General features: G+C 63.4%; 18 protein-coding genes and 1 pseudogene. 8 read left to right on the top strand and 11 right to left on the bottom strand.

Features of this window, described 5'->3' with window-relative positions; genetic code table 11:
• The 8 genes and pseudogenes from ACWKV7_RS22115 to norR form a co-directional block, all read right to left on the bottom strand.
• Positions 1-164 (bottom strand): annotated as a pseudogene (locus tag ACWKV7_RS22115) (alginate export family protein); the annotation flags it as partial.
• Positions 165-364: 200 nt separating this feature from the next.
• Positions 365-1,609, bottom strand: a complete 1,245-nt coding sequence (locus ACWKV7_RS22120) for a molybdopterin molybdotransferase MoeA (RefSeq protein ID WP_483859866.1) — start codon at positions 1,607-1,609, stop codon at positions 365-367.
• Positions 1,606-2,160: a molybdenum cofactor biosynthesis protein B gene (gene moaB / locus ACWKV7_RS22125; protein ID WP_483859867.1), complete on the bottom strand. Its 555-nt coding sequence runs from the start codon at positions 2,158-2,160 to the stop codon at positions 1,606-1,608. The genes ACWKV7_RS22120 and moaB overlap by 4 nt, the downstream gene beginning before the upstream one ends.
• A gap of 398 nt (positions 2,161-2,558) precedes the next feature.
• Positions 2,559-3,008, bottom strand: coding sequence for a hypothetical protein (locus tag ACWKV7_RS22130; protein ID WP_483859868.1), 450 nt, complete (start codon positions 3,006-3,008; stop codon positions 2,559-2,561).
• Positions 3,009-3,887: 879 nt separating this feature from the next.
• Positions 3,888-4,493, bottom strand: a complete 606-nt coding sequence (locus tag ACWKV7_RS22135) for a DUF6151 family protein (RefSeq protein ID WP_483859869.1) — start codon at positions 4,491-4,493, stop codon at positions 3,888-3,890.
• A 135-nt stretch (positions 4,494-4,628) separates the two neighbouring features.
• Complete coding sequence (locus tag ACWKV7_RS22140; RefSeq protein WP_483859870.1) at positions 4,629-4,937, bottom strand: hypothetical protein; 309 nt, start codon at positions 4,935-4,937, stop codon at positions 4,629-4,631.
• Positions 4,938-5,670: 733 nt separating this feature from the next.
• Entirely contained in the window at positions 5,671-7,125 is a 1,455-nt protein-coding gene (locus tag ACWKV7_RS22145; RefSeq protein WP_483859871.1) for an ATP-dependent nuclease, read from the bottom strand.
• A gap of 396 nt (positions 7,126-7,521) precedes the next feature.
• Positions 7,522-9,042, bottom strand: coding sequence for a nitric oxide reductase transcriptional regulator NorR (norR, locus tag ACWKV7_RS22150; protein WP_483859872.1), 1,521 nt, complete (start codon positions 9,040-9,042; stop codon positions 7,522-7,524).
• A gap of 151 nt (positions 9,043-9,193) precedes the next feature.
• Between norR and ytfE the strand changes: the two genes are divergently transcribed.
• The 6 genes from ytfE (at position 9,194) to ACWKV7_RS22180 (ending at position 15,439) form a co-directional block, all read left to right on the top strand.
• Entirely contained in the window at positions 9,194-9,883 is a 690-nt protein-coding gene (ytfE, locus tag ACWKV7_RS22155) for an iron-sulfur cluster repair protein YtfE (RefSeq protein ID WP_483859873.1), read from the top strand.
• Positions 9,876-12,152 carry a nitric-oxide reductase large subunit gene (locus tag ACWKV7_RS22160; protein WP_483859874.1) on the top strand — a complete coding sequence of 759 codons (2,277 nt, stop codon included), beginning with the start codon at positions 9,876-9,878 and terminating at the stop codon, positions 12,150-12,152. Before ytfE ends, ACWKV7_RS22160 begins: the two co-directional genes overlap by 8 nt.
• 402 nt (positions 12,153-12,554) lie before the next feature.
• Positions 12,555-13,217 carry a YceH family protein gene (locus ACWKV7_RS22165; RefSeq protein ID WP_483859875.1) on the top strand — a complete coding sequence of 221 codons (663 nt, stop codon included), beginning with the start codon at positions 12,555-12,557 and terminating at the stop codon, positions 13,215-13,217.
• Between the two features lie 81 nt (positions 13,218-13,298).
• Positions 13,299-13,931, top strand: coding sequence for a LysE family translocator (locus ACWKV7_RS22170; RefSeq protein ID WP_483859876.1), 633 nt, complete (start codon positions 13,299-13,301; stop codon positions 13,929-13,931).
• 149 nt (positions 13,932-14,080) lie between these two features.
• Positions 14,081-14,623: a kinase inhibitor gene (locus ACWKV7_RS22175; protein ID WP_483859877.1), complete on the top strand. Its 543-nt coding sequence runs from the start codon at positions 14,081-14,083 to the stop codon at positions 14,621-14,623.
• The gene (locus ACWKV7_RS22180; RefSeq protein WP_483859878.1) at positions 14,624-15,439 is read left to right on the top strand and encodes a helix-turn-helix transcriptional regulator; all 816 of its coding nucleotides are present in this window, start codon (positions 14,624-14,626) and stop codon (positions 15,437-15,439) included.
• A gap of 1,379 nt (positions 15,440-16,818) precedes the next feature.
• On the opposite strand, the gene ACWKV7_RS22185 is transcribed toward ACWKV7_RS22180, so the two are convergent.
• Positions 16,819-17,901: a fatty acid desaturase family protein gene (locus ACWKV7_RS22185; RefSeq protein WP_483859879.1), complete on the bottom strand. Its 1,083-nt coding sequence runs from the start codon at positions 17,899-17,901 to the stop codon at positions 16,819-16,821.
• 19 nt (positions 17,902-17,920) lie between these two features.
• Positions 17,921-19,039: a ferredoxin reductase gene (locus ACWKV7_RS22190; protein WP_483859880.1), complete on the bottom strand. Its 1,119-nt coding sequence runs from the start codon at positions 19,037-19,039 to the stop codon at positions 17,921-17,923.
• A 140-nt stretch (positions 19,040-19,179) separates the two neighbouring features.
• On the opposite strand from ACWKV7_RS22190, the gene ACWKV7_RS22195 reads away from it, so the two are divergent.
• Both ACWKV7_RS22195 and ACWKV7_RS22200 read left to right on the top strand, forming a co-directional pair.
• Complete coding sequence (locus tag ACWKV7_RS22195) at positions 19,180-19,815, top strand: TetR family transcriptional regulator (protein ID WP_483859881.1); 636 nt, start codon at positions 19,180-19,182, stop codon at positions 19,813-19,815.
• A 213-nt stretch (positions 19,816-20,028) separates the two neighbouring features.
• On the top strand, positions 20,029-21,045 hold the full coding sequence (locus ACWKV7_RS22200; RefSeq protein ID WP_483859882.1) for a patatin-like phospholipase family protein: 1,017 nt from the start codon (positions 20,029-20,031) through the stop codon (positions 21,043-21,045).
• A gap of 22 nt (positions 21,046-21,067) precedes the next feature.
• Here ACWKV7_RS22200 and ACWKV7_RS22205 read toward each other — a convergent pair whose 3' ends face one another.
• Positions 21,068-22,312, bottom strand: coding sequence for an acyl-CoA dehydrogenase family protein (locus ACWKV7_RS22205; protein ID WP_483859883.1), 1,245 nt, complete (start codon positions 22,310-22,312; stop codon positions 21,068-21,070).
• Position 22,313: the final 1 nt, after the last annotated feature.

Below are 22,313 nucleotides of genomic sequence, written 5' to 3' on the forward strand. Positions count from 1 at the left end.
TGCTTGAGGGCGTTGTCCTGGTCGACGTGCTCGTAGCGGTAGCGGGCGTCGAGAATGGGCTTGCCTTCGGTGAACAGGTCGCTGAAGGCTTGCCCGGCGGCGGCCTGGGAAAGCCCGGTTCCGGCAAGGGCGAGCAGGAGCAGTGCGGGTTTGCGGGTAGGCATGGCGTTACATCCTCAACAGACAGAAAAACTCAGAGGCATTGGCGCGCCGCGGCGGCAACAAGCAGCCACCGGGGGCAGGCAAAACGAAGACATGCGGGCTCCTCTCCGGCCACGACAGCCGGTCGGCGAAGCTAGGCGACACGAAGTGAGGCCACTCTAGGGCGCGCGGTGGAAAACGCCCTTGATGATGGTCAAGCGGCTCAGTGCAACAGCTCGGCGAAGCTCAGGAACGGCACCGGCTCACCCGCATGTAGCGTGCGGTCGCACTCGACGATGGCCAGGCCATCGGCCCAGCAGGCGGAGGTCAGCATCGCCGAGCCCTGGCGCGGGTGCAGCACGACGCGCAGGGCCCCGGTCGCATCCGGCTCCAGCCGCGCCCGCAAGTACTGCCGGCGCGGGTTCGGCTTGAGCCAGTCGAAACCGGCCGGCAATGTCAGCGGCGTCGGCACCAGCGAATCGCCGACGCCCTGCGCCTTGAGCAGGAACGGCCGCGCCACCACCAGCGCGGTGATCAGCGCCGCCGCTGGATTGCCCGGCAAGCCGATCCACGGCTTACCGCCCACCTCGCCGAATGCCAGCGGCTTGCCCGGCTGGATCGCCAGGCGCCACAAGTGCAGTTGGCCGAGTTCGCGGATCGCCTGCTTGAGATGGTCCTCCTCCCCCACCGAGACGCCACCCGACGTGATCAACAGGTCCCACTCGGACGCCGCCAGGCTCAGCGCATCGCGGCTGGCGGCCAGCTCGTCGGCCATCACCCCGTAGTCGTGCACCTCCATGCCCAGGCTGCGCAACACAGCGCCCAGGCTGTAGCGGTTGGCGTTGTAGATCTGCCCAGGCGCCAGGCTCTCGCCGGGCTCGCGCAACTCGTCGCCGCTGCTCAGCAGGCCGACGCGCAGACGCCGGTAAACCAGCACCCGCGCCAACCCGAGGCTGGCCAGCAGGCCCACCTCTTGCGGGCGCAACCGCTGGCCAGCCGGCAGCACCGCCTCGCCCTGCTGCACCTCCTCGCCTTGCGGCCGCACATGGGCGCCGCGCTTGACCGACGGCAGCCAGATACGCTCGCCCTCGACCCGACAATCCTCCTGGGCCACCACGCTGTCGGCCCCCGGCGGCAACGGCGCACCGGTGAAGATGCGCACCGCATGGCCGGGCGGCAGCGGCGCCAGCGCCGGATCGCCGGCGGCGATGCGCCCGGCCAGCGGCAGACAGCCGCCATCGGCGGACACGTCGGCGGCGCGCAGGGCGTAGCCATCCATCGCGCTGTTGTGCCAGGCCGGCACATCGAACGGTGCGCGCACCTGCTCCGCCAACACCCGGCCAAGGGCATGCTCCAGCGCCACCCACTCCATCGGCGGCGCCTTCGGTACCCGTTCCAGCAGCGCGGCGATGGCCTCGTCCACCGGGCGCAGGCCGCTGCCCTGGGTGGTGCAGGCACAGGCACTCATGACCGGCTCCCGCAGTAGGCGCGGGCCTGCTCGGGCAATTGCTTGAGATGGGCGACGAAGTTGCACGGCCGCGTGCGGCTATCCAACTGCGGCTTGAGAATCTCCTGCCAGGCGGTGCGGCAGGCATTCGGCGAGCCAGGCAGGCAGCACACCAGGGTGCCGTTGGCGAGCCCGGCCAGGGCGCGGGACTGCAGGCTGGAAGTGGCGATCTCGGCGTAGGACACCTGGCGGAACAGCTCGCCGAAGCCCTCCACGCGCTTGTCCAGCAGCGGCTCCACCGCTTGCGGCGTATTGTCCCGCGCGGTGAAGCCGGTGCCGCCGGTGACCAGCACCACCTGCACCAGCGGATCGGCGATCCACAGCGAGAGCTGGGCGCGAATCCGGTAGATATCGTCGATCACCAACGCCCGCTCGGCCAGCGCATGGCCGGCCTCCTCCAGGTTGGCAATCAGGGTCTGCCCGGAGGTATCGGTCTCCAGGTTGCGGGTGTCGCTGACCGTCAGCACCGCGATGCGCAGCGAGCGGAAATCCTGTTGAGCCAGATGGGCCATGACGCAATCCTCGAATCAGATTGCGCTAAAGCCTGACCCGGAACGCGCGCCGGACCTATTCCCCGGTGGAGGTAGCCGGGTGGTGCAGAGGGGGTATGCCCAAGGGTGCGACCGAGTGGCCCAGCAGTCAGGTCGGAGCGCCCCTGCCCGATCCAACGACGCGTGGAAATCATCAAAACGAACCGGCTACCCACACCGTCATACCGGCGAAGGCCGGTATCCAGGGCAGGCAACGCGATGCGCTCGAAAAAACTGTGAAACTACCAGGCACAAAACGGCAAATTCTCACCACTGCGCGTCAGCAAGCAGGAAACCCGTAGGCTGGGCTGAACCTGCGATACCCAACAACCCGCGCAATCCAGCAAATGTGACTCCAGCCTTGCATTAAGGATGCGGCCTTAGCCCTTCTCGAGCGAGCAACTTGAACCGTTTGCTGCGCCGCGATAAATAGCGAAATACCAGAGTGCATAGCCGAACAGAAAATACAGCAGCGACCCTATGATGTTGCCAAAAGAGCGATTGGATACCAGCGACGGGTCTATAAACTTATCTATTACCAACAATGCCGGAAATGAAAAAAATATCCCAATGAAATTGAAGAGGTAAAACTTCCTGCCAAAGCGAAGCGCGGCCTGCTGGCGGCCAGGCATCCAGAAAAGCCAAACCAATATTGGGGCAATGCCAAGGGCTATAAAAAACACAAGTCGCACATACCAGAATAAATGCCCTTCAACCGAAGCCTTCATGGCTGCGAGCAATGCCACCCAGAAACCAAGTGTTGGCACCAATAGAAGAATAGTTAGCCACAGCATTAGGCTAAGGCCTCCGAATTTTTGATTAATAGGCATGTCCTGTCACCGGGGATATCCCCCATTGTTAGGTATCTGGTGAGCTTGTATAGCGACACGTCCTAGCTCATGCGGCACTTCTACGACGTTACAGCTCTTTGCAGGGTCTAACGCTGCGTTAAACGGCCTCTAGCAAGATAGTTCAACACAGGAGCTGCGCGAGCTTGACCGCTTGGCTAGCTCTTACAAAATCTAGACCTGAGTACTTGCATGCGAACGTAGATTCTCTGCGACTCACCTACTTCTAAGGAATCTTTATAGCTTAGCAGCCAAAGGGCACGTAACTGCTTCGGCCCTTCCGCACTCTTTGAAATCCTCTCAACTTGACGCCAAAAGCCGCTGCTGCCTAGCTTGTTCATAGCGCGGCACATATACCAAAACTCACGACGCAGCTTCCTATCGAGAAATGCAAGTGACAAAAACTCCAGCCTTTCCAATTGACCGTGGTTAATAGTGAATTTAGGTAGCCGACTCCAAATACACTCTTTCTGATAGCCAGATCCGTCATAGAGAGGATCTACAATTAAAAAAGCTATACAGTCGTCTATATGTGACTGCGAGCGGAGCTTAAGCGCTTCAGTGACTCCGGACAGAGCCATAGCAATTCCATCTCGATAATTATCCTCAAAACATATAAGACGATAGCGCCACCTTGATGCATTTAAATTACAACGATAGTCGTGGTAGGCATCGAAAATATGTGCAGCAAGCTCGTTCATCTGTGCCTAGCACCATACCCAGAAAATTCATAAATTAACGTTTTAGCTCAACGACAGCTTTACCAAAGAAGAAGACGGATTTCGAACCCAGGCAGAGCGTCAACTAGTATCCCCCGCAAGGTCACCAAGGGAAAAATAAATCCACCTCATCTTCTTCCGCTTAGCCATTATATGTATTTGTGCACAACGCCTTCCGCTCTGCTTTATCCAGGACATGCGGAGATACAACCGGAGTAACGCCATCCTGGGCAAAGAACGGAGATGGCTTGGCCTTTTTCATCAGCATGCCTTTCAGCATGAACGGCATCACCGTCGCAAAAGCCTTCAGGTTAAAGGTCTGGGGGGTGCCCTCGGGCGGGGTGCCTTTCGCGTAGCGGCCCATGATGCGACTGCGGACCGGCCCCAAGGCCTGATCGAGTTGCTGGGCATCACCGGCCGCATACGCACAACGCAGGAACCCCGCCCACGGCGCATTGGGCCGGAGATTGGCGATGGGCGTGTTGCAGCATGACGTGGAGAAACGAAATAGCCCGCGAGGCGACAGGCGTGTGCATTTCAGATGCTCTTGCCCGCGAACGATCTCGACATCGGCAGGATAGGCGGGGATCACCTCCGTGCCGCCATTGGGGTCGAGCAGATCTTCGCGCTTGAGGTGGCGCAGATAAGCCTGGCAATCATCGCAATAACAAACCAGGCGCCCCGGCGTGCTATTGGGAAATGCCTTGAGCCTGGCGCAGAACTTTCCACATTGGCACTGTATTTCCATGTTGAGGCTCTCCTTGGCATCGAAGCCAAAAGGGGAAACATTCATTTTTCGGAACGGGACCCAGTGACAGAACAATCCACCTGCGAGGTCGACCAGAGGGAACTAAAAATATAGCTATCCCTTATCTCCGCCAGCTTAGTCTAGAAAATCTACTGGAATGGTTTTCATGAACACCTTGGCACTATCAATCAGAGTCTCCCACTCGGCTTTAGGCCTCCCAGTGATACCGTTCTCGACTAGCGCGTTTTCAAGCAAGTCCGTTAATCCCCATACAGCCCTTTTCTCTTCTTCTGAAAGATCATCATGGGATTGCAAATCCGAAAACCTGTCAGACATGACTTGCCAGGCAAGAAGAAGGTGACCAAAAGTTATTTTGACAGATACTTCTCTGGATAAATATCCAACTTCCATTCCCGGAGACCTCCACAAGAAAAATACAACCATGCACCAATCCAAGCCTTGGGTGGACCCAGTGCGTAGGGTGGGTTGAGCCTGCGATACCCACCAGCGATGCCCAACAACCCGCGCAAAAGCCTGGTAGTCCGCCTGCCGGGTATCGCTGCGCTCAACCCAACCTTTGAGCTGATCGTTCCCACGCTCCGCGTGGGAATGCCGCCAAGGACGCTCCGCGTCCGGGACGCGGAGCGTCCCAGGCTGGGCTACCACGCGGAGCGTGGGGAGCCATCAAAAATCTACGAGTCTCAAGTAAACAGGATGAAAAACGGGGCAACGACAGTAGCCAAAATTAGGCCGGAAAACCACACCGCGCAGAATATAGCTCCATACCAACCCACAATCAGTTCCCAGAAATATTTAGCTTGCGAGAGCCGCCCGACCGGTTTTACAGGCAAGGTCCGATACATCCATCTTATAAGCAACAGGCCAGCGCACCAGAATAGCAAAAGGAACGACAGCCATAGCATAAGGAAAAGCCATTTGTGGTAATCCTTTAGCAGCATCGCCGTACCGAACATAGCCTGGGTCAAAATCAATCCGAACAAAACACCAGCTACAAGTCTCCGCTTGAAAGGCTCCGTCTTTCCGCTGATGTAATGCCAAAATCTTGGTGTCATTTCCAACCAACCATTAACTTCCCATTGAACAGCCTATAGAGTGGATTAAGTCTGCGATACCCACCAGCGATACCCAACAATCCGCGCAAAAGCCTGGTAGCTCGCTAGGTATTGACTGCACTCTCAATCACAGCAATAAGATCATTAAATTCATCGCCAATTTCCGTGATGTACCGCTCTATGGCAATCGTTCTAATAACACTCTCTTCGGTTTCCGCTTCAGACGCAAGACATTGAGCATACTTGTGATGATCCGTAACTTCTTCTCTCTCAAGCACCCAATCCACATCTAATCCATATTTACTCTTGAGCAGGGACTTTACTTCTGGATTTCGAAATACCTCTACCTCCGGCGGCTCCTGCCCAGGAAAAGAATAGAGCATTTCTTGTGGCGCCTTGCCAACATCCGCATCTCTTACGGCAATAGCTTTCTTTCCTGTTTTGTTTAGGACGCGCACGGCCTCGCGGACGGCATACGTGTCTCCAACATCGTGGATTGCAACGGCTTTTAGTAGCTCTTTCTTCTTAATGCGTATCACCTCGGTCAGCAATACCTTTGCAAATATATCTTCAACGCAAATATCAAGCTGCCTAACATGGCCCGATGACAAGATGGAGCGAACCTGATTTGAAGATATTCCATTTCTTATATCAACACCAGATTCGTCTCTAAGAATTAGCTTTCTTGATTCGGAAGGGAGAGCATTGAGTATTACACTGGAGTGCGTTGAAAGAATAATCTGATGATGCCGCCTACTGCACACATCAAGTAGATATTTTGCAAACTCATATTGAGCGCTTTCATGGAGTGAAGTCTCCGGCTCCTCAAGAACAAAAAGACTCTGCTCCGGTGATGTTTCAAGCTTATCAACAGTATAAAGAATTCGACCTTCACCGAAGCCCATATTATTTTCGGAGTACGAATACCCAAGCCTTGATGCTATGCCAACTTCCGATTCTTTCCCTTTATGCGAAACACCTTGAAAAGTGACATCATCATACTTATGGCCGATGATTCGAGCCATCTTATTAATTACTTCTCCATCGATCTCCCGCCTCTCCGTGAACTGGAGATTTGCGCCACCATAAACACTTAGGTCTCGACGCTCAACCTTCGGTATGTAGACTGTGAAGCCTACATAATAGCAATGTCGTTCTGGCTGCCTCTTGTAGCCTGACCAAGCTGAGCTTGCTCGGGATACCGTTACTTCTTGCGGTTTTTTGTGATCATCAGTCTCGTAGAAGTAAATTACTTTTGCGCCATCCGAGATTGGCCTAGGGTCAGCCGGAGAGATCGGAAAAAAGTCCTTTATGTACTGCCTCTTGTAATCCACGGACGTAGATGGCTTCTTATAAGCGCAAATCGCCAACTGCCCTAGCGTACTCTTTCCTGCGCCATTTAACCCAGAGATCACCGTTATCGGAAAATCGAGATCTAGATTAATAGAGTAGATACCTCTAAAACCATCGATGTAAATTCTACGCAAGCATGGACCAAAATTCGCGTAGCGGTTCTTCTCGGCGTATTTTGATTGTAGCTTCTTGATTATATCGGCCAACATTGACTCCTTGTTTGCCTAACAACAATCACGCTCCCCGAAATGGGTGTACGAACAAACCACAGATGGCGCCTATACATTCCATTGCAGGCTAACTCGTTGAAAGCATCACGGAGGCCTGCGTGAGGGAGTGACTTGGGACGCATTAGGCACCTCGGAAACAAAATTCAAACTAGCCACTCCGCTGCGCTTTGTCAGGCAAGCACTGGCAATTTGCCGCCAAACGGTCCGCTTGTTTTCGCCGCGGTGGTGTGTCGCTCGTGTCCTTCTTTCTTCGCCGCTCTGTGCAACCTGTAGCTTCCCCCTCTCCCCCGGCCCCTCTCCCACAAGGGGAGAGGGGTGGTTGAGCGTGCGGGGGTTTTGCCGAGTGCACGGGGGCGGCGCCGTGAGGCGCGGTTACTTCACTCCCAGTCGCTTCGCCAGCTTGTGCAGGTTGCTGGCATCGATGCCCAGCAGGCGGGCGGCGTTGGCCCAGTTGTTGGCGCTGGCGGTGAGGGCCTGGTGGATGCTTTGGCGTTGGCAGGCGTCGACGGCGTCGCGCAGGGGGAGCAGCGGGGCGCCGGCTTCGGGGGTGAGGGGGATGTGTTGCGCGGCGATGCTCTGGGGGATGTCGAGGTCGAGCAGGTCGGGTTCGAGGGTGAGGATTTCGCTGCGGGAGGCGCCGCGGCTGAGCAGTTTGAGGGCGGCGCGGCTGATGACGTGTTCCAGCTCGCGCACGTTGCCGGGCCAGGGGTAGGCGCGCAGGGCGCGTTCCGCCGCGGGGGACAGGCGCACGCTGCGCAGGCCGAGGCGGGCGCGGTTCAGTTCGAGGAAGTGGCCGGCGAGGATCAGGACGTCGTTGTCGCGTTCGCGCAGCGGCGGGATCGGCGCCGGGTAGACGGAGAGGCGGTGGTAGAGGTCGGCGCGGAAGTGGCCGTCGCGCACGCCATCGCCGAGCTGGCGGTTGGTGGCGGCGATGATGCGCACGTCGACGTGGCGCGGTTTGTCGGCGCCGAGGCGCTGGATTTCACCATTCTGCAGGGCACGCAGTAGCTTGGCCTGCACGGTGAGCGGTAGCTCGCCCACTTCGTCGAGGAACAGCGTGCCGCCGTTGGCCGCTTCGAAGCGGCCGGGGCGGTCGGTGCTGGCGCCGGAGAAGGCGCCTTTCACATGGCCGAACAGTTCGCTCTCGGCCAGGGATTCCGGCAGCGCAGCGCAGTTCACGTGCACCAGCGGTTTGTGCTTGCGCCGCGAGTGGCGATGCAGCCAGCGGGCGAAGAGTTCCTTGCCGACGCCGGTTTCGCCGAGCAGCAGCACCGGCAGTTCGGAGTCCGCCACCACTTCCAGTTCGCCGAGCAGTTGGCGGATGGCCTTGCTCTGGCCGAGGATTTCGCCTTCGTCCAGTTGCACCGAGCCGCTGGCGTCGCTGCGGGCCAGGCGCAGGCTGCGGTTTTCGTGTTCCAGGCGGGTAATGCGCACGGCGGCTTCGATCAGCAGGGTATAGCGCTGCAGGTCGCGCCGCGCCTGGTCGTCGAAGGTGCCGGCGTGCAGCGCGTCGAGGGTCAGGGCGCCCCAGGGAGCGCCTTCGACGAACAGGCTGACGCCCATGCAGTCGTGCACCGGCAGGGGTTCGCCGATGTGCTCGTCGAGCAGGCCGTCGTAGGGGTCGGGCAGGCGGCTGTCGGGCTCGAACCAGGTCGGCTCGCGGCGCGCCAGGATGGCCGCCAGACGCGGATGCTGGGCGATCACGAAGCGCCGGCCGAGGGCCTCGTGCACCAGGCCAACCGCCGCCACCGGGCGCAGGCAGTCGCCGTCCAGCCGCAGCAGGCCCACCGCGCCGCACTGGAAGCGCTCGCGCAGGGTCTGCACCAACCGTTGCAGGCGCACGGCGTTGGGTAATTCGGTGATCAGGTCGGCCAGCAGCGCTTCTTCCATCATGGTTATAAATACCCAGCACGGTTTTATTAACCCTATCCGCGATAGGTATTTTTTACCACGACAAATTTAAAATCCTTTAATTTCAGTCAGTTGCGTATGGCACGCTGCTTGCCCCGGTAAAGGTGTCTTTCTCGCCTCACTGGAGATACCTATGAGCAGCAGCTACCTCGACCACAGCCTGGGCAACCTCGCCTGTGCCATACCCGGCGCCACCCGGATATTCCATAACCATCGCCTGGACTTCTGCTGCGGCGGGCAGAAATCCCTGCGCCAGGCCGCCGAGCAACGCGGCCTGGACCCGCTGCAGATCGCCGGCGAACTGGAGGCCCTGCAGATCCAGCAGAATAGCGAGCCGGACTGGCGCAACGCACCTTTCAACGACCTGATCGCTCATATCCTCGCGCGTTTCCATGCGCGCCACCGCGAGCAGTTACCGGAGCTGATCCGCCTGGCCAGCCGCGTCGAGCAGGTCCACGGTGCACGCCCCAGTTGCCCGAACGGCCTGGCCGACCATCTGCGACAGACGCTGCAGGAGCTGGAAAGCCACATGCTCAAGGAGGAGCAGATCCTCTTCCCCATGCTCACCCGCGGCCTGGCCGGGCAGACCCAGGGGCCGATCGCGGTGATGCGCTTCGAGCACGACCAGCACGGCGATTCGCTGGAGCGCATCATGGAGCTGACCGACGACATCACTCCGCCGGCCAACGCCTGCAACACCTGGCGCGCGCTCTACACCGGCCTCGCCGAGCTGCGCGAAGACCTCATGCAGCACATCCACCTGGAGAACAACGTGCTGTTCGCCCGAGCCCTGAGCGGTGCGCAGGAGGTGGCCCATGGCTGAATATCGCAAGCTCTGGGCGCTGCTGATCGCGGTGCTCGGGGTCACCTTCTGCCTGCTCGGCTGGTTCGGCCGCGAGGTCTATCGCCAGGCGCCGCCGATCCCGCAGCAGGTGACGACGACAAACGACGAGGTGCTGTTCGGTGCCGAGGACATTCTCGACGGCCAGACCGCCTGGCAGAGCGTCGGCGGCATGCAACTGGGCTCGATCTGGGGCCACGGTGCCTACCAGGCGCCGGACTGGAGCGCCGACTGGCTGCACCGCGAGCTGGTCGCCTGGCTCGATCTGGCGGCCAACGACACCTACGGCAAGCCCTTCGCCGAGTTGGACGACGAGGCCCAGGCCGTTCTACGCCAGCGGCTGAAGCGCGAGTACCGCGGCAACGACGTCAACGCCGACCAGGTGCTGGTGCTCAGCGAGCGCCGCGTCGAGGCCGTGCGCCAGACCGCCGCCTACTACTACAGCCTGTTCGGCAGCACGTCGGAGCTGCAGAGCACCCGCGAAAGCTACGCGATGAAGGAAGGCACCCTGCCCGACGATGCCCGCCGCGAGCAGCTCACCCGGTTCTTCTTCTGGACCTCGTGGGTCGCCGCCACCGAGCGCCCCGGCAGCGAGGCCACCTACACCAACAATTGGCCCCACGAGCCGCTGATCGACAACCGGCCGACGGCGGAGAACCTGATGTGGTCGATCGTCAGCGTGGTGCTGCTGATCGCCGGTATCGGCTTCCTGGTCTGGGCTTGGGCGTTCCTGCGCGGCCAGGAGGAAGAAGAGCCGGCGGCGCCGGTACACGACCCGCTGACCCTGGCCGGGCTGACCCCGTCGCAGAAGGCGCTGGGCAAGTACCTGCTGCTGGTGGTCGGGCTGTTCGCCTTCCAGGTCTGCCTCGGCGGCGCCACCGCGCACTACACGGTGGAAGGCCAGGAGTTCTACGGCATCCCGCTGTCACAGTGGTTCCCCTACTCGCTGCTGCGCACCTGGCACATCCAGAGCGCGCTGTTCTGGATCGCCACCGGCTTCCTCGCCGCCGGGCTGTTCCTCGCGCCGCTCATCAACGGCGGCAAGGACCCGAAGTTCCAGAAGCTGGGCGTGGACGTGCTGTTCTGGGCGCTAGTGCTGGTGGTGGTCGGTTCGTTCACCGGCAACTACCTGGCCATCGCGCAGATCATGCCGGCGGAATGGAATTTCTGGCTGGGCCACCAGGGTTATGAGTACGTCGACCTCGGCCGCCTGTGGCAGATCGGCAAGTTCGCTGGCGTCGCTTTCTGGCTGCTGCTCATGCTGCGGGGCATCCTCCCGGCGTTCCGCCAGCCTGGCGACAAGAACCTGCTGGCCCTGCTCTCCGCTTCGGTGATCGCCATCGGGCTGTTCTACGGTGCCGGCTTCGGCTATGGCGAGCGCACCCACCTGTCGGTGATGGAGTACTGGCGCTGGTGGGTGGTGCACCTGTGGGTGGAAGGCTTCTTCGAGGTGTTCGCCACCACCGCGCTGGCCTTCATCTTCTCCAGCATGGGCCTGGTGTCCAAGCGCATGGCCACCACCGCCAGCCTGGCGTCGGCCTCTCTGTTCATGCTCGGCGGCGTGCCGGGCACCTTCCACCACCTGTACTTCGCCGGCACCACCACCCCGGTGATGGCGGTCGGTGCCACCTTCAGTGCGCTGGAAGTGGTGCCGCTGATCGTGCTCGGCTACGAGGCCTGGGAGAACTGGCACCTGAAAAGCCGCGCGGCCTGGATGGAGCGGGTCAAGTGGCCGCTGCTGTGCTTCGTCGCCGTGGCGTTCTGGAACATGCTCGGTGCCGGGGTGTTCGGCTTCATGATCAACCCGCCGATCTCGCTGTACTACGTGCAGGGCCTCAACACCACACCGGTACACGCCCATGCCGCGCTGTTCGGGGTCTACGGCTTCCTCGCCCTGGGCTTCACCCTGCTGGTGCTGCGCTATATCCGCCCGCAGATGCAGTTCAACGAGCGGCTGATGAAGACCGCCTTCTGGTGGCTTAACGGCGGCCTGGTGCTGATGATCGCCACCAGCCTGCTGCCGATTGGCATCCTGCAGTTCCACGCCAGCGCCAGCCAGGGCCTGTGGTATGCCCGCAGTGAAGCGTTCATGCAGCAGGACATCCTGGAGACCCTGCGCTGGGTGCGTACCTTCGGCGACGTGGTGTTCATCGTCGGCGCCCTGGCGATGACCTGGCAGGTGGCTTCCGGCGTGCTGTTCGGCAACCGTGCAACCGACGTGCAGGGGGTGACGGTAGCGGAAGGGGCCTGAGTCCCTGCAACAGGCAGCGCGGCGCGATCCGGGGCGCAACGTCCCGGATCGCGCTGCCGCTTATCCGGACTCCATCTGTAGGGGCGAATTTATTCGCCTTACCGGGCCTGGATAGGCGAATGAATTCGCCCCTACAGCAGAAAGTTGCGCAGCCTGTAGTCCAGGCTAAATGGCCGAGTGACTGAGGCACCAGAACGCAGCGCGAGCCAGACGCCGCCCCGGATTGCGCTGGCGCTTGTCCGGACTGCCACCTGTAGGGGCGAATTCATTCGCCGACGGAACCTGGATTAGGCGAATGAATTCGCCCCTACACATGGCCCGTCGCGCGATTTCAGACCTCCCGCATATCCACCGTGGCGCGCCCAGGCTAGGCTATTGCCCACTTCAGCACAGGGAGCCGCCATGACCAGCGAATCGGAAAACCAACCCCGCGAACCCTTGACCGCCATCGAGGCGCGCATCCTCGGCAGCCTGATCGAGAAGCAGGCCACCACCCCCGAAACCTATCCGCTGACCCTCAACGCCCTGGTCACCGCCTGCAACCAGAAGACCAGCCGCGAGCCGGTGATGAACCTCACCCCCGGCCAAGTCGGCCAGAGCCTGCGTGTGCTGGAAGGCCGCGGCATGGCTCGCCTGGTGATGGGCAGCCGCGCCGACCGCTGGGAGCATCGCATCGACAAGGCGCTCGGCCTGGTGCACGCCCAGCAGATCCTGGTCGGCCTGCTGCTGCTCCGTGGCCCGCAGACGCTCAACGAACTGCTCACCCGCAGCAACCGCATGCACGACTTCGACGACGTGGAAGACCTGCGCCACCAGCTGGAACGTCTGATCGGCCGCGAACTGGCTTGCCAGCTGCCGCGCCAGCCTGGCCAGCGGGAAGACCGCTATATGCACCTGCTCGGCACCGAGGAAGACCGTCAGGCGGCGATTGCCGCCAGCCAGAGCGGCGCTCGCAGCGACGGCCCGGCCCAGTCCGACCGCCTGGAGGCACTGGAGGCACGCATCGCCGCGCTGGAGGAGCGATTGGCGCAGCTGGAGGGCAACGCTGGCGAGGGGTCGACCTGACCCTCGCAGAGCAGGTTTCCGCTCGCGCTTGCCCAGGTACACTGACGTCCCTTTTGTAGTAGCCCGCGAAAGGCCCCTGCGATGCTCAGCCTCACCACCCTCCTGCTGTTCTCCGGCGCCTGTCTGGCGCTGGCTGCCACGCCCGGCCCGGACATGCTGCTGATCGCCTCCCGCAGCCTCAGCCAGGGTCGCGCGGCGGGCTTCGCCTCGCTGGCGGGCATCCAGCTCGGCACCTACTGCCATGCTCTGGCGGCGGCGCTCGGCCTGGCCCAGTTGTTCGCCACCGTGCCCCTGGCCTATGACCTGGTGCGCTACGCAGGCGCTGCCTATCTGCTCTATCTGGCCTGGAAGACCCTTCGCTCGACCGACACACTCTGGACGACAAGCGAAGGCGGGGCACGCTCTTCGGTTGGGCAGATCTTTCGCCAGGGCCTGCTCACCAATCTGCTCAACCCGAAGATGGCGCTGTTCGTGCTGGCGCTGTTTCCCCAGTTCGTCGAGCCGCAGGCAGGTTCCCTCGTCATCCAGATGCTGATCCTGGCGACCCTGCTGAACCTGATCGGTTTGCTGATCAACGGCCTGGTCATTCTGTTGGCCAGCACCCTCAGCCGGCGCTTCTCAGCCCGGCGGCGCCCCTCGCGCTTGCCGCAGTACCTGCTGAGCTCGGTGTTCTTTGGCCTGGCGTGTCGACTGGCACTGGCCAACCGCAACTGACGGCCCGGGCGACGGTCGTTGCCGCCTACCGACGGGATATGCGGCTTTTTCATCTGTCGAGCGCTCGCGCACAATCGGCGAGCGTTTCGGCACAATGGCAGCGGTAAACCGGCGGCACACTGGCCTCCCGTCACTCAAGGAGAATCTCCATGAAACCCGCACTCTGGCTGGCCGCCGCCACCTTCTGCGCGTCGGTGCAGGCCGACACCTTCCGCCTGGAAAGCAGCGATATCGCCGACGGCCAGACGCTGTCCTCGCAACAGGTATTCGAGGGCTTCGGCTGCAGCGGCGGCAACCGTTCGCCGCAGCTGAGCTGGAGCGGCGCGCCGAGCGGCACCAAGAGCTTCGCGATCACCGCCTACGACCCGGATGCCCCGACTGGCAGCGGCTGGTGGCACTGGACGCTGGTGAACATTCCCGCCACGGTGACCCGCCTCGATACAGGCGCGGGCAGCGCCGGAGGAATCCTGCCGCAAGGCGCCGTGCAAGGGCGCACGGACTACGGCAGCGCCGGCTTCGGCGGCGCCTGCCCGCCGGTCGGCGATGCGCCCCATCGCTACCAGTTCACCGTCTGGGCGCTGAAGGAGGCCAGCCTGCCGGTCGATGCGAACAGCAGCGGCGCGTTGGTCGGCTATCTGCTCAATGCCAATGTGCTGGCCAAAGCCCAGCTGACCGCCCGCTACGGACGCTGAATGACCGTGCGCGACGAGCTTGCCGACGAAAGCCGCATCGCCGCGGTGGTGATCCAGGCGCGGCGCGCCCACGCGCTGCACCGGGTGCCGGTCTTCACGCCGATGCTCTGTCGCGTGCGCCAAGGCGAAAAGCTGCTGCAATGGCGCGGCCGCACGATGCGCGCCGGCTCGCGGCAACTGGTCCTGATGCCGGCCGGCGAGGAGCTGGGCATTGCCAACCATCCGGGCGCGCAGGGTTACCAGGCGGATGTGGTCAGCTTCACCCCGGAGCTGATCGCCCGCTTCCGTGCGCGGCATGCCCGGCAGCTCGATGCGCATTTGGCCACCCCGTCGAAGAACGGCCTGGTGGTGCCGCTCGACCGTCACCTGGCCACCGCCTGGGAGCAGTTGCTCGCCAGCCTGGCCGGCGATACCCCGGCGGCACTGCGCAACCACTACGCCGAGGGCGTGCTGTTGGCGCTGGCCCTGAACGGTGGCGCCGCGCCCCTGCTGATGGACCGACGCGACCCGCTCAGCGCCCGCGTGCAGCAGTTGCTGCTGCTCGATCCGTCCGAGGACTGGGCTGTCGCCACGGTCGCCGAACGCCTGCATATGGGCTCCTCCACCCTGCGCCGGCGCCTCGCCGAAGAGGGCCGGCACTTTCGCGAGATCGTCGAGGACGTGCGCCTGGGCCTCGCGCTGAACCTGCTGCAAACCACCCCCACGCCCATCGGCGAAATCGCCGCGTCCTGCGGCTACGCTTCGGCGTCACGCTTCGCAGTGCGCTTTCGCCAGCACTTCGGCCTGTCGCCGAGCGGTCTGCGCGCAGCGCTCTGAAGCAGCGGGATACACACCGCTGCCCTTCCTCAGCCAGCACTGCCTTAACGGCGCAGGCGATACCCAGAGGCAAACAGCGCCGAAGCGCCACGAACCCTCTCTGGATCCCGGCCTTCGCCGGGATGACGGGGTTGCCTGGGGACAGGCGAATAAGCAGGGGAACCGGCGCAGGCTGCCAGGCTGCCAGGCTGCCAGGCTGCGAACGAGAATGGCGACCTACCACGAACCCACAAACACCCCCGTCTTACCGGCGCAGGCCGGTATCCAGTGACCGGCAGCGCCGACGTTCCGGTAATGCTCCCTGGGCCCCGGCCTTCGCCGGGGCGACGGGGTTGTGTGGAGCGAAGAAGTACGCAGGAAAACCAGCGCGGCCTGCCAGGCGCGAAAGACAAGGAAACTACCACGGCCCCACAAACACCCCGTCTTACCGGCGCAGGCCGGTATCCAGGGGCAGGCAGCGCCGACGTTCCGGTAAAGCCCCTGGGCCCCGGCCTTCGCCGGGGCGACGAGGTTGTGTGAAGCGAAGAAGTACGCAGGAAAACCAGCGCGGCCTGCCAGGCGCGAAAGACAAGGAAACTACCACGACCCCACAAACACCCCGTCTTACCGGCGCAGGCCGGTATCCAGGGGCAGGCAGCGCCGACGTTCCGGTAAAGCCCTGGGCCCCGGCCTTCGCCGGGGCGACGGAGTTGAATGGAGCGGCGGAATAGGCAGGAAAGCCGGAGCGGCCTGCCAGGCGTGAACGATGAGGCGACCTACCACGAACTCACAAACACCTCCGTCTTACCGGCGAAGGCCAGTATCCAGGGGCAGGCAGCGCCGAAGTCCCCCGTAAACCTCACTGGGCCCCGGCCTTCGCCGGGGCGACGAGGTTGTGTGAAGCGGCAGACTACACAGGAAAGCCTAAGCAGCCTGCCAGGCGCGAACGATGAGGCGACTAACCACGAGCCCACAAGCACCCCCGTCTTACCGGCGCAGGCCGGTATCCAGGGACAGGCAGCGCCGAAGTCCCCGTAAACCTCCCTGGGCCCCGGCCTTCGCCGGGGCGACGGAGTTGAATGGAGCGGCGGAATAGGCAGGAAAGCCGGAGCGGCCTGCCAGGCGTGAACGATGAGGCGACCTACCACGAACTCACAAACATCCCCGTCTTACCGACGCAGGCCGGTACCCAGGGACAGGCAGCGCCGAAGTACCCCGTAAACCTCACTGGGCCCCGGCCTTCGCCGGGGCGACCAGGTTGTGTGAAGCGGCAGACTACACAGGAAAGCCGGAGCGGCCTGCCAGGCACAAACGAGGCTGGCGACTCAGCACGGACCATTCAACACCCCCGTCTTACCGGCGAAGGCCGGTATCCAGGAGCAGGCACCGCGACGCCAGCCTCAGCCCGCCAGCGGCTCGGCATTCGGCAACCGGTACCGCCATATGCGCCGCATCACCGTGCCAAGTTGTGCGGAAAAGCTGCCGGTGTTGTAGGTCTGCCCATAGCGCGCGGCGATTTCCCGTACTTCCACCGCCATTGCCGCATAGCGGCGGGCTGGCAGGTCTGGGAACAGGTGGTGCTCGATCTGATGGCTGAGGTTGCCGGTGAGGATATGGAACAGCGCACCGCCCTGCAGATTGCTCGACCCATGCAATTGGCGCAGGTACCAGTGGCCGCGGCTCTCGCCCTGCACGCATTCGCGGGGGAAGACAGCAGCCCGTTCGGTGAAATGACCGCAGAAAATCACCGCGAAGGTCCACAGATTGCGGATCAGGTTGGCGACCACGTTGCCGACCAGCACCGCCAGTGCGTTCGCCCCCAGCAGCAGGGCCAGTAGCGGGAAGAACAGGTAGTCCTTGGCCCACTGGCGCGCCACCTTGCGGTTGAACTGCCTGAGCAGCGGGCGCACCTCCTCTCGGCTGATCTTGCCCTTGTAGAGCTTGTCCAGACGCAGATGCTGGATGGCGATCGAGTACTGGAACAGCAGGGCCTGGATCGTCACCCACAGCGGTTGCCAGCGGTAGAACGGCTTCCAGCGTTGCTCCGGAAACAACCGCACCACGCCATAGCCGATGTCGTCGTCCATGCCCAGCACGTTGGTATAGGTGTGGTGGATGTGGTTGTGGGTGTGCCGCCAGAAATCGCTGGGGCCGGCGATATCCCACTCGTAGCTGCGCCCGGCCAGTTCCGGGTCGTTCATCCAGTCGTACTGGCCGTGCATGACGTTGTGGCCCAGCTCCATGTTCTCGAGGATCTTCGCCAGGCCGAACAGCGCGGTACCGAGCAGCCAGGTGGGCGGTAGCCAGCCGAACATCAGCAGCACACGGCCGGCTCCGGCACACAGCCGGATGGCACGGCGCACGCGCCGGATATAGCGGGCGTCCTGTTCGCCGAGATCGGCCAGGGTACGTTGGCGCAGGGCATCCAGCTCGGCGCCGAAGGCTTGCAGCTCGGCGAGGCCGAGTTCGCGGTCTTGTCTCATGGTGGTTTCCTTGTCGACGCTACAGATCGATCACCACGTCGCTGTGCGGGGCGCTGACGCACAGGCGGATCGGTTGATTGGGTTCGCCGCACAGCACACCGCTGCGCAGGTCGCGCACGGTGCCGCCGAGCAGCAGGCAGGTACAGCTGGCGCAGATGCCCTGGCGGCAGCCGTGGGCCGGGCGCAGGCCGGCGCTTTCGGCCTGTTCCAGCAGGCTGCGGGCGTTGTCGCCGGTGCTGTCGCAACGGCTGCGGGCGAAGCGCAGGTGCACCTGGCGGGCGCTGCCGGGGTCCTCCGCCAGCCGCGGCCAGCTGAAGGCCTCCACCTGCAACCGGCCTTGGCGCGGCGCGCTGCACCACCAGCCCTGCACGCGCTCGACGAAACCGGCCGGACCGCAGGCAAACACACTGCGCCGGTCGACATCGCCCAGGTCGTGCAGATGCTCGGCGGCGAAGCGCCCGCTCAGCTCGCCGGCCTGCGCCGGCTCGCCGCTCAGTGCCCAGCGCACCTGGAAATTGGCGTGCTGTGCCTGCAGCGCCTGCAGCTCGTCGAGAAACGCCCGCTGGCCGTGTTCGCGCACGTAGTGCAGCAGCGTGACGGGTGCACCGAAGCCTTGGGCCAGAGCGCTGCGCACCAGCCCGAGCAACGGCGTCAGGCCGCTGCCGGCGCCCAGCAACAGGATGCCTTCGGCTTGCGCCGGCCACTCCAGCTCGCCGTCCGGCCGGCCGATTTCCACAGCATCGCCCACCGCCAGTCGGTCCAGCAGGCGGTTGGACAGGCGTCCGCCGGGCTGGCGCTTGATAGCGATCTCGAAACTGCCGTCGGCATGCAGCGCGGTCAGGCTGTAGCTGCGGCTCAGGCGCACGCCGTCCAGTTCCAGGTAGAGCTGGACGTGCTGCCCGGCGCGCGCACCGGGCCAGTTGCCGTTGGGCCTGAGGGTCAGCGCCAGCATGTCGTCCGCGACCCAGCGCCGCGCCTGCACGCGGGCGAACACCCGGTTCAGACGCCAGGCCGGGTTGAGCCAGGCCAGGGCCGCGTCGACACCCGCCTCGCGCAGCCAGCCATGGGTTACCAGGGTGCGCAGCGGACGCAGGACGGGGTGGAGCCGTCGCGCGATGGGGAGCGGTATCAGGGTCATGATGGCGGCCTCTCAGTGTACAGTTGTTCACTACGCTGACAGAGCAGACCATCTCAGTCAACAGTCGTTCACTGAATGCGGTTCGACGCTATCCGAGCCCGTTTGCTAAAGTGCCGGCATTCCTAGAAAAAAAGCCGTTCATGTCTCCTCGCACCGTTCAAAAGCAACAGACCCGCCAAGCCCTGATGGATGCCGCGCGCAGCCTGATGGAAAGCGGCCGCGGCTTCGGCAGCCTGAGCCTGCGGGAGGTGGCCCGGGTCGCCGGAATCGTGCCGACCGGCTTCTACCGGCATTTCGACGACATGGACCAGCTCGGCCTGGCACTGGTGGCCGAGGTGGGCGAGACCTTCCGCCAGACCATTCGCGTAGTGCGCCGCAACGAGTTCGAACTCGGCGGGGTGATCGACGCCTCGGTGCGCATTTTTCTCGACGTGGTGGCGGCGAATCGCTCGCAGTTCCTGTTCCTCGCCCGCGAGCAATACGGCGGCTCGCAGCCGGTGCGCCAGTCCATCGGCGCGCTGCGCGAGGGCATCACCTCCGACCTCGTCGACGACCTGACGCAGATTGGAAAGTTGGGACACCTGGGCGGGGAATCCTTGGCGATCATCGCCGATCTGGTGGTGAAAACCGTCTTCGCTACCCTGCCCGAGCTGATCGATCCGCCTGCCGACGGCCTGCCGGCGCACCTGACTCCGCAAGCCAAGATGATCGAGCAGCTGCGCTTCATCTTCATCGGCGCCAAGCATTGGCAAGGGCTGGGCAAGCCAGGCGCGTAAGCCCTGCCATTGCAAAAAGCCATCAGACCCTTTGTCGCCAAACCCCCTTCGCGATGGAAATCTTCCCGACGCGCAGACTAGCCTGAAGGCGCTAACGCTTGAAGCACGACGCGGCGGGCTCTGTCACAGCCCCGTCGCCTCCAGGAATAGGCCTTGGCAAACCGGCACGCACCGAGGCCGGTGCCCGAACATGGTCGACAGGGAGGATATGAAATGGCTTTCAAGATTCTGTGCTGCGATGGCGGGGGCATTCGAGGGTTGATCACCGCCTTGCTGATCAAGGACCTCGATACGCGCTGCGGGGTGATCGCCAAGGCCGATGGCTTTGCCGGCACGTCCACCGGAGGCCTGCTCGCGCTGGCGCTACTCAATGGCGTCGAGATCGACGAGATCATCGATATCTACAAGACCGAGGGTCACACCATCTTCCAGCCCAATGGTTGGCTGCTGTCGGAGCAACAGCCCTGGCGGGCAAGGCCTGCCAGCCTCGACGCCCTGGAGAACCTGGAAGCGTTGACCGGCCCCGGCGTGTTCTATTGCCAGTACAAGAACGACGGCCTGAAGAAGATCGCCGCGCGCCTGCTGGGCGACCGGACCCTGGCCGACGGGAAGCGCTTCATCGCGATCAACTCAGCCCGCCTCTGGCAGGAGCGCGCCTGGACACCGTGCACCTTCTCCAACACCCGCGGCAACCCCTACCGCATGCTGAAGATGAGCGATGCGGCACTGGCCACCTCGGCAGCGCCCACCTACTTTCCGCCCTACTGCATCGGCGACTACGGCTTCTTCGCCGACGGCGGCACCTTCGCCAACAACCCCTCGATGACCGCCATCGTCGAAGCGCTGTCCGGCGGCCTGGTCGACACCCTCGGCGACCTGCGCATGCTCTCGCTGGGCACCGGCAACGCCCCGGAAGGCATCCCGCCGTCCGCCATCGCCAAGCCGCTGGACTGGGGCGCGCGCTACTGGCTGTGGCCGAGCCAGTCCGGCCATGTGCCGGCGATGCCGCTGCTCAACCTGACCTTCGACACCACCGCCAGGCTCGCCGCCAGCCAGGCGGCGCAACTGCTGGCGGGCAACTATTGCCGGGCCAACGTCACGCTCAGCGACCCCATCGGCCTGGATGACTGGAAACACGTCAGCCTGCTGGTGGACGACACCACCCAATATATCGAGCACGCGCCCGAGTGGCAGGCGGTGCGCGCCTGGGTGGAAGCGAACTGGGCCTGAACGCCGGCCGCCCGGGCGGTCCCTAGCGCGGCGGCGTCAGGTAAGCGGCCGTCTCGCCGCGCCGGGCCTGGCTGGCGTCCAGCTCCATGCGGGCAATGCTGCGCAGGTGCACTTCGTCCGGCCCGTCGGCCAGGCGCAGGGCGCGGCCGGCGGTGTACAGGTCGGCCAGTGGAGTGTCGGGGGTCAGGCCCATGGCGCCGAACACCTGGATGGCACGGTCCACCACCTGGGTGTGGATGCGCGGCACCAGTGCCTTGATCATGGCGATCTCCTTGCGCGCCGCCTTGGCACCCACCTCGTCGATCATCCAGGCGGTCTTCAGCACCAGCAGGCGGGCCTGCTCGATGTCGATGCGCGACTGGGCGATCCAGTCACCGATATTGGCGTACTGGTGCAGGTAGCGGCCGAAGGTCTTGCGCTCCTGGGCGCGTTCGAGCATCAGTTCCAGGGCCAGCTCGGCCATGCCGATGGAGCGCATGCAGTGGTGGATGCGCCCCGGCCCGAGCCGCGCCTGGGCCATCATGAAACCCTCGCCCTCGCGGCCCAGCAGGTTGCCCGCCGGCACCCGCACGTTCTTCAGCAGCAGCTCGCTGTGGCCTTCCGGGGCGAAGTGGTTGAGCACCGGGATGTTGCGCAGCAGTTGCACGCCGGGGGTGTCGAACGGCACCAGGATCATGCCCTGCTGGCGGTGGGCCTCGCTGTCCGGGTCGGTCTTGCCCATCACGATCAGCAGCCTGCAGTCCGGATGGGAGGCGTTGGTGATGAACCACTTGCGGCCGTTGATCACGTAGTCGTCGCCGTCACGGCGGATCAGCGTCTGAATGTTGGCGGCGTCCGACGAGGGCACGTCCGGCTCGGTCATGGCGAAGGCGGAACGGATCTCGCCGTGCAGCAACGGCAGCAACCAGCGCTCGCGCTGCTCCGGGGTGGAGAACAGGTGCAGCAGCTCCATGTTGCCGGTATCCGGCGCGTTGCAGTTGAACACCTCCGAGGCCCAGCTGACCCGGCCCATGATCTCCGCCAGCGGCGCGTATTCCAGGTTGCTCAGCCGAGTGCCCGGCTCGTCGTCGCGCAGCGAGGGCAGGAACAGGTTCCACAGCCCTTCGGCCTTGGCCAGCGCCTTGAGGTCGGCCATGAACGACACCGGGTAGTGCCCGGCCGCCACCTCCTGCTGCCAGGCGCCGAGACGCGGCACGATGTGTCGGTCGAGAAAGTCGCGCACCTGGCGGCGCAGGGTCTCCACGCGGGGGCTGTAGGCGTAGTCCATG

The organism is Zestomonas ipomoeae (assembly GCF_057128665.1).

What these genes read in the sequence shown, in the direction of transcription:
- ACWKV7_RS22120 (WP_483859866.1), bottom strand. Translation starts at nt 1,609, where the DNA reads ATGAGTGCCTGTGCCTGCACCACCCAGGGCAGCGGCCTGCGCCCGGTG.
- moaB (WP_483859867.1), bottom strand. Translation starts at nt 2,160, where the DNA reads ATGGCCCATCTGGCTCAACAGGATTTCCGCTCGCTGCGCATCGCGGTG.
- ACWKV7_RS22130 (WP_483859868.1), bottom strand. Translation starts at nt 3,008, where the DNA reads ATGCCTATTAATCAAAAATTCGGAGGCCTTAGCCTAATGCTGTGGCTA.
- ACWKV7_RS22135 (WP_483859869.1), bottom strand. Translation starts at nt 4,493, where the DNA reads ATGGAAATACAGTGCCAATGTGGAAAGTTCTGCGCCAGGCTCAAGGCA.
- ACWKV7_RS22140 (WP_483859870.1), bottom strand. Translation starts at nt 4,937, where the DNA reads ATGGTTGTATTTTTCTTGTGGAGGTCTCCGGGAATGGAAGTTGGATAT.
- norR (WP_483859872.1), bottom strand. Translation starts at nt 9,042, where the DNA reads ATGATGGAAGAAGCGCTGCTGGCCGACCTGATCACCGAATTACCCAAC.
- ytfE (WP_483859873.1), top strand. Translation starts at nt 9,194, where the DNA reads ATGAGCAGCAGCTACCTCGACCACAGCCTGGGCAACCTCGCCTGTGCC.
- ACWKV7_RS22160 (WP_483859874.1), top strand. Translation starts at nt 9,876, where the DNA reads ATGGCTGAATATCGCAAGCTCTGGGCGCTGCTGATCGCGGTGCTCGGG.
- ACWKV7_RS22165 (WP_483859875.1), top strand. Translation starts at nt 12,555, where the DNA reads ATGACCAGCGAATCGGAAAACCAACCCCGCGAACCCTTGACCGCCATC.
- ACWKV7_RS22170 (WP_483859876.1), top strand. Translation starts at nt 13,299, where the DNA reads ATGCTCAGCCTCACCACCCTCCTGCTGTTCTCCGGCGCCTGTCTGGCG.
- ACWKV7_RS22175 (WP_483859877.1), top strand. Translation starts at nt 14,081, where the DNA reads ATGAAACCCGCACTCTGGCTGGCCGCCGCCACCTTCTGCGCGTCGGTG.
- ACWKV7_RS22180 (WP_483859878.1), top strand. Translation starts at nt 14,624, where the DNA reads ATGACCGTGCGCGACGAGCTTGCCGACGAAAGCCGCATCGCCGCGGTG.
- ACWKV7_RS22185 (WP_483859879.1), bottom strand. Translation starts at nt 17,901, where the DNA reads ATGAGACAAGACCGCGAACTCGGCCTCGCCGAGCTGCAAGCCTTCGGC.
- ACWKV7_RS22190 (WP_483859880.1), bottom strand. Translation starts at nt 19,039, where the DNA reads ATGACCCTGATACCGCTCCCCATCGCGCGACGGCTCCACCCCGTCCTG.
- ACWKV7_RS22195 (WP_483859881.1), top strand. Translation starts at nt 19,180, where the DNA reads ATGTCTCCTCGCACCGTTCAAAAGCAACAGACCCGCCAAGCCCTGATG.
- ACWKV7_RS22200 (WP_483859882.1), top strand. Translation starts at nt 20,029, where the DNA reads ATGGCTTTCAAGATTCTGTGCTGCGATGGCGGGGGCATTCGAGGGTTG.
- ACWKV7_RS22205 (WP_483859883.1), bottom strand. Translation starts at nt 22,312, where the DNA reads ATGGACTACGCCTACAGCCCCCGCGTGGAGACCCTGCGCCGCCAGGTG.